Consider the following 2,923-nt stretch of genomic DNA (forward strand, 5'->3'; position numbering starts at 1 on the left):
GGCGTGGTCACCGGGCAGGTCGACTGCCATGCCTTCTCACCGTCGGCCAGTTCCTCCACCAGGGCCACGAACGCCCCGAACGCCCCGTCCAGCACCCCTTCCGGGAACAGCGCCTCCACCGCGTCCCAACTGACCAGCAGCCCGCCGGCCACCTCCACCACCTGGCAGTCCAGCGTCACCTGGGGCGTCTGCGAGACCGCGGAGACGACGTGGCCCAGGCCGGGCAGCGGATCGGCGGGTGAGCCGCCCGGCATGTCCTGGCCGAGGACGCTGGTGAACACCACCGGCATGGCGGCACGCTCGGGTCCGTGCCGCCGGGCCAGTTCGCGCAGCAGGCGTACGCCCCCGTAGGCGCGGTGTTCCAGGTCCTGCCACAGCCGGCGCTGCACGTCTTGGGCGCGGTCGGCGAAGGTGCCGGCGGAGCCCGTGTCGACTTCGAGGAGGACGAGGTTGGTGAAGTCGCCGATCAGGCGCTCGACATGCGGGTGCAGCGGCAGGCGGTCGCCGATCGTGACGTTCAGCGTGAACCGCGGCTCCTTCGCCCACAGCGCCAGCGCCTCCGCGTACGCCGTACACAGCAGCGCCGACGGTGTCACACCCCACGCCTGCGCCGCGCGCTTCAACGACCGCCACCGCTCGTCCGAGAGTTCATGCGTCCGCCGTACGAACCGGGTGGGGCCGCTCGGCCGCTGCGACACCACCGGCAGCTCCGGGGCCGCCGACAGCGAATCCAGCCGGCCCAGCCAGTAGTCCCGGGCCTTGTCGTCGTCCGGTCCGGAGGCCACCGCCAGGCAGTAGTCGCGGAAGGACACGTCGATGGCGGGGAGTTCGCCGTCGGGGTCGGCGTACAGCTCGGCCCACTCCGAGAGGAGGATCCGTACGGATGCCGCGTCGGCGATGAGCATGTCGATGCTGAGGTGGACCCGTGTCGTCCCGCCGGGCAGGCGCTGGGCGTACACCTCGAACAGCGGCCACCGGCCGGCCGGCCGTACCTCGTGCGACAGCCGGTCCCGTGCGGCGGCCACCGCCTCGTCCGCTTCGGTCTGCGGCAGGCCGCTCAGGTCGGCGAAGCCGACGCGCACCTCGCCGACGTCCTCCAGCACCTGCTGACGTCCGTCGTCGCGGACCACCGCCCGCAGCATCCCGTGCCGGGCCACCAGCCGGCGCAGCACCTGCGAAGCGCGCTCCGGATCGAAGTCCCGCGATTCCAGCTCCAGATAGACGTGCGTGGAGACGTCACCCAGCTCGAACAGCCCCGACCGGCCCAGCCAGTAGGCGTGCTGGACATCCGTCAGACCGAACGGCTCACCCCACGACCCCGGCTCCGGACGCAGGGTCAGTTCCCGTTCGGTCTCGGCGAGCGGTGCCTGAGCCGAGGAGACCAGGGAGTGGTCGACGGACTCGGCGAGGACGCGCAGACTGGGCATGGCGACGAGGTCGGTGAGCGGGACGGACACCTCCAGCTCGGCCTCGACCGTGAGCTGGAGTTCGGTGGCCTGGAGGGACTCCAGGTAGAGGGAGTCGTCGAGGTCGGCGGGTGCCTCCTGGCCGGTCGTCCGGTGGTAGCACTCGCGCAGGTAGGCGCAGACGTCCCGCATCCGGTCGGCCGGGGGGAGGGCGAGCAGGGCCGCCCGGTCGAGGGAACGCGTGCCGACGTTGCCGTTGCCGATCGGGTGCACGGGACCTCCTGAAGGCGATGCGGGACGGACACCCAGGGCCGCCCGCCGGTCCGGGCGCGGCTCGCTGCGGCCCTGCGGGCGAGCCCGGCCAGACTCGCGCGCGGACGAGGCCGTCCAACAGCCCTGAATGACTGGCGGGAAGGCCGGACGGCCGGGGACGCCGAGCGTGTCCTTTCGAGGGGGACCAAGGGCAGGGCTCTTCGGGCGCGTCGTGCTGGGGTGGGCCCCCGCCCGCCCGCGGGGCAGGGTGCTCGGGATGTCCGACCCGTCGAAGGAGCGATTGTGGAAGGCCCGTCCCGCTCTACCAAACGGCAGGTCAGGCGCACCCTGTTGCGCCTGGTGCCGATCCTGGCCGTACTCGTCGCGGCCGGAGCGTTCATCGTCGCGAACCGCACCCAGGCCATCACCCCCGAGGGCACGCCGGTGACGCTCGCCAAGGCCTTGCAGACGTACCGCGACCATCCTTCGGCGCTCCGCGACGACCTGGGGCAGATCAGCCGTCCGGTGGCGCCGAGCAAGCAGATCAAGGGGTTCACCAAGCCGAAGGCCGGCGTCTACACCTACCGGACCGACGGCGCGGACTCGATCATCTACGACGGTGACACCTACAAGCGTCCCTTTCCCAAGGTGACCTACGCCCGGGTGCAGCACGGGCCCGGCTGCGTGTGGGAGCTGTACTTCACCCCGATCAAGGAGCACACCGACGCCCACCGCCAGTGCAGCGGCCGGGGCGAATACCTGTGTCTGGCCCACATGCAGAAGGTGAGCTTCGCGGGGATCGAGGGCGACGAGGCGCACAGGTGCAATCCGGCCATGGTGCAGGTGGGCGGGAACGCGGTGAAGCCCGGCGGACGGGAGGAGACGATCTGCGTCTCGCACGGCAACCGCGCCGCGATCAAGATCAAGTACATCGGTGACGAGACCGTGCAGGTCGGCGGCGAGGCCCGGCCGGCCCACCACGTGAAGATCGACAGCTATGTGAAGGGCGAGGGCCTGGACGGTGACGCCGTGGCGGACGTCTGGTTCGACAAGGCGGACGGCCTGTACCTGAAGGTCGTCAGGTCGGCCGACGTCAACGTGGACCGGGGCGGCGGCAACAAGGGCACCTACCGCGTCGAGGCGTCGTACACGCTGGAGTCCCGCACCCCCAGGACCTGACCGGAGGCACGACAGCCGGGGGGGGGGGGGCCCCCCCCCCGGGGCGGGCCCCCCCCGCGCCGCGCCCCCCCCCCCCCCCCCCCCCC

The 2,923-nt window shown here is 72.0% G+C and carries 2 protein-coding genes; one reads left to right on the forward strand and one right to left on the reverse strand.

Annotated features, from left to right (window positions below; genetic code table 11):
* Positions 1 to 1,679: condensation domain-containing protein (locus ABZ923_RS41095; RefSeq protein WP_361483504.1), on the reverse strand; the 1,679-nt coding region annotated here is incomplete at its 3' end.
* Between the two features lie 282 nt (positions 1,680 to 1,961).
* Between ABZ923_RS41095 and ABZ923_RS41100 the strand changes: the two genes are divergently transcribed.
* On the forward strand, positions 1,962 to 2,837 hold the full coding sequence (locus tag ABZ923_RS41100) for a hypothetical protein (protein WP_361483507.1): 876 nt from the start codon (positions 1,962 to 1,964) through the stop codon (positions 2,835 to 2,837).
* Positions 2,838 to 2,923 lie beyond the last annotated feature (86 nt).

This window comes from Streptomyces sp. NPDC046881 (genome assembly GCF_040645015.1).
Classification (GTDB): domain Bacteria; phylum Actinomycetota; class Actinomycetes; order Streptomycetales; family Streptomycetaceae; genus Streptomyces.